This is a genomic window from Nitriliruptor sp., assembly GCF_040882075.1.
Classification (GTDB): domain Bacteria; phylum Actinomycetota; class Nitriliruptoria; order Nitriliruptorales; family Nitriliruptoraceae; genus Nitriliruptor.
The window spans coordinates 1-3,578 of the sequence record NZ_JBBEBZ010000108.1; the positions used below are offsets into that span (position 1 = coordinate 1).

The 3,578-nt window shown below is 66.7% G+C and carries 3 protein-coding genes; all 3 read right to left on the bottom strand.

Annotated elements, in window-relative coordinates; translation table 11 throughout:
- Window positions 1-595 precede the first annotated feature (595 nt).
- From WEB03_RS06340 to WEB03_RS06350, 3 genes are read right to left on the bottom strand one after another with little or no spacing between them, the layout of a single operon-like run.
- Window positions 596-1,381 carry a hypothetical protein gene (locus WEB03_RS06340; protein WP_368070110.1) on the bottom strand — a complete coding sequence of 262 codons (786 nt, stop codon included), beginning with the start codon at window positions 1,379-1,381 and terminating at the stop codon, window positions 596-598.
- 42 nt (window positions 1,382-1,423) lie between these two features.
- A complete protein-coding gene (locus tag WEB03_RS06345; protein ID WP_368070111.1) occupies window positions 1,424-2,152 on the bottom strand; it encodes a hypothetical protein in 729 nt (242 codons plus the stop codon).
- On the bottom strand, window positions 2,149-2,952 hold the full coding sequence (locus WEB03_RS06350) for a TIGR04255 family protein (protein ID WP_368070112.1): 804 nt from the start codon (window positions 2,950-2,952) through the stop codon (window positions 2,149-2,151). The genes WEB03_RS06345 and WEB03_RS06350 overlap by 4 nt, the downstream gene beginning before the upstream one ends.
- Window positions 2,953-3,578 lie beyond the last annotated feature (626 nt).

The following is a 3,578-nucleotide window of genomic DNA, read 5'->3' on the forward strand; positions in this document are numbered from 1 at the left end:
GCGGCAGCGGCTGAACCCGTCGACGGCCCCGAGCCCGCCGGGATGACCGACTCGGACGCAACAGGGCCGGAGCACGGAGCAGCCCGGACGGTGGGCACGAAGCAGCACCGGGTGCCCGCGGCGCTCATCGGACGCTTCGGTCGCCGTCAGCCCGGCAAGCCATGAGACAGGCCACCGTTCGAGCGACCGACCTCTCCGACGGTCGCTCCTTCTGCCGGTCAGCAGAGAGCGCCGCAGCCGAGCGGGGCTCGTTCGACTACTCGGACGGCACCCGCTCGGTCGATCACCTGTGGGAGCCGGTCGAACGATCGCTGGGCCCCGCCATCGACTGGGTCCGCCGAACGATCCGACCGACAGCTCAGACGCTCCGCGGGGACGAAGCACTGCAGCACCTCAGCGTCGTCCAGCAGTACGTCGCCGACATCACCGTTCGCTCGCCCGGCTTCGACCGCGCTTGCGCGGAAGCCGGCCTCTCGGTCGACGACATCCAGGACCTGCGGGCCGGACTCGTGCCGCAACGTCGAACCGTCGAATGGGCCTCCCCGGTGGCCGCCCAGCCATGGTCCGGCATCCACCGCGAAGCGATGTGCGACGCTCAGGGGTCAACAGCCCGGGCGGCGCCGTCGGCACGGTCGCTCAGGTCGTCGTAGTCCCACCTCTGGAAGTAGTTGAGATCATCGAGCGACATCTCGGCGGTCGAAACCAGCTCCCAGACTTCGAGCTCCACATCGGGAAGCTGCCCAAGCAGCCCGGCTACAGCCTTCATCGCCTGCAGCGCGAGTGCCTTCAGCTCCTCATCGTTGTGGTCCTTCACCTCCATCACGCCTCGCAGTACCACCCGGTAGGCGTCGTCTGGAGACAACTCGTCGTCGCTGTTCAAGATCAGGTAGAGGCCGGCGAGCACCGTGCCGCCTGGCTTCTTCAGGAAATCCCGAATCCTCCCCGTGACAGGGCGAACACGGTCGTTGAAAGCGTCAGGAAACGCGGCTCGGAAGTAGCGCTTCCCGAGCCATCTTGCCAGGCCTGTTCGGTCCTTGGCGGGGAGGCGTCGACCCTGATCCGGCGCGTGCCCCTCAAGCGCCTGCTTCGGGATCCGGACCCGGTCGTGGACACTGAGCGTAACCACCTCGGCGCTGCTGGCTGCCTCGACTTGGAGCTTGCGGGGATTCTTGCCCCACGTGAGGTTCCCGTTGGCCGGACCCTCAGCGGGGACGCCCCGCATGATCTCAGCCCACGGCTCTGCTTCGAGGTCCTGGGCTGCGAGGTCACAGGAGTGACTCACGACCACCAACCAGTCGCGCTGCGGGTCCCACTCCTCGGGTGTCAGGCCCTGTGCTCGCCAGTCGTTAGCCGTCTCCGGCGAGACGGTGTCGCCCTGCAACCAGGGCGTCTCGCGCTCAGGAGACGGCACGGTGCGCCACAGTCACTCCGGCGACGTCCGTTGACCCGTCTCGAAGGAAACGTTATCTCGCGCCCCCGGTACGGGTCCCCTGCGACCCAGCATCGCTGCTGCCCGCCGGCCGCCCTGCCCCCGCTCACTCGAGGCCGTCCCGAGGGAGGAGCGGTCCCAGAACTCGAGCTCCGCCGCGACGTGTTCCGAAAGTGGTTCCTGGCTCAAGAGCTCCAGCGGCGAGAGCCCGCTCCGGCCCGGCAGCCGCCTTGCCTGACCAAGAGGCACGTCGGATGTGGACAGCCATCGACTGGCCAGGCGCCAAATGGTGATCATCCGCTGCAGATTCTGCTCGCGTGGCTGGGCGTCATCCGACAGCCAGCTGTAGATGGCGGGACGCTGCACGCGCAACACTTGGGCGAGTTCAGTGACGGTCAAAGAGAACGCAGCTCGAATCGTGCCGAGCATCTCCCCGACGGTGGCTGGAACACTCCGCGGCGGCTTCTGTGCTGGGGCTGTGTGGACAACAACACGGCTGCCTGTCGGTGCAGGCTCGAGTGCGAGCACTGACATGAGGCAGCCACTGGTGCCACTTCGCGCGTCTTGAACGAACGCATTCCATGCGCTGGTTCTGCCCTGCAGCAGCTGTGGCACGGCCACCCGCGCAGGCAAGACCATGCCTGGCAGGACCACGTTCGAGGTGAGATCTTCGCCGAACGTTCCAGCCGCGGGCGGCGATTCCGAAGTGGTGGTCGTCGTCATGCAGGCCCTCCCCGTCCCCAGAACCCGAGCGCTTCCGCGGTCACGGCGGCCCGGAATGCCTCATCGCTGTAGCGGTGCAGCTCCCAGAAGCCTTCTACCACGGCATCAGTCTGGAAATCTCGCTCGCGCGTCGAATAGTGATCGATGTCGAGTAGAGCGCTCTCAGCTCCTGCATCGGGAGCTTTCTGGTGCAGGGTGGTCATCCCGAGGTCTGGAGGCAATCCGGAATCCGGCGCGGGCTTTAGAAGCCGAACTACGAGGTTCCCACTCGGCGTCTGCCCACGTTCCTCGAGTTGAGCATCGAGGCGTTCGACACCCAGCTCTGAGGGCTCAAGCCCACGCAGACCGGGTTGGAAGAACTCCCGCAGGCTCAGACCTGACGAGCCTGGTTCGATGAGGTTGACGCGACGGAAACCAAGCCGTTCGCACAGATCGACGTCGAGGACTTCCCCGATGATCTCGACGGCCTGAGCCACGGTTTCGATGAACGACTCGAAGCTGACGTAGCGCGTCTGTTCAACGACGACGAAGCTCGCGGACAGGACTACGGCGATCTGGTTCGCGCGGTCGGCGAAGACCCAACGGCGATCTGGGATCACCTGGGCGCCACCTGGGCCCAAGCGAAGCTCCTGGGCATCGAGCTGGTGGAAGCGAGGGAAGCCGGCTCGCCGGAACTGCTCCTGCAGTTCGGGGACGTAGTTCCCCATCCGCAGCACAGGCGAGAACACGACCTGGCCGAGAACGAACACCAAGGGGTTCGTCGCCAGGACGAGTGGTTCGATGACGCGCCGGTTGTCCACTCATCCACCTTACACGTTTCCTTACACTTGCAACGCGGTACAGCCAGATCAAGTTCCTGAGCTGCGGCGGACGTTCGCTGCGGCGCAGGACGCTACGCCCCAAGTGGTCTGGGTGGCGGTCGAGGTGGGAACTGCCGGGCGAGCAGCTGCAAGGCGCCGCTGGCTCTCGTGGGGAACTGGTGACGTAGCTCGGCCGGCTCGAAGGGCTCAAGCCTGCTTTCGCAGCGCCCACAGCAACGCAGTGACGACGGTCTGGCCGCCCTGGGCGGCCACGGGCGGGACGTCGCAGCTCTCGCTGGAACGTTCGAGTAGGTGGGCTCCACCCAGAGCCCGGGCCGGCACGTGGGTCACGCGCGCGATGTCGGTCCTGGGTGCAGGGCATCCGGTCACCGACCTCTGACCTGGCGCGGCTGGGTACGTGGCGCGTCGTAGGCGCGTTGCGGTGCTTCACGAACGAGGTCCGGCACGGCTGGACCGGACCTCGGTCGTCATGGAAGGCAGCGGGTCCCGCGGTCACTCGGTTCCGTGCTGCTGCGAAGCCGTCCCAACAGCCCACACGGCCGGCCACGATTGACGCCGCAGCCCAGCGAGGGCGTCTGTGGACGCCCGAGGAGTGGCAGTTGCTG

Excerpts from the sequence above, each read along its gene's own strand:
- WEB03_RS06345 (WP_368070111.1), bottom strand. The coding sequence starts at position 2,152 with ATGACGACGACCACCACTTCGGAATCGCCGCCCGCGGCTGGAACGTTC.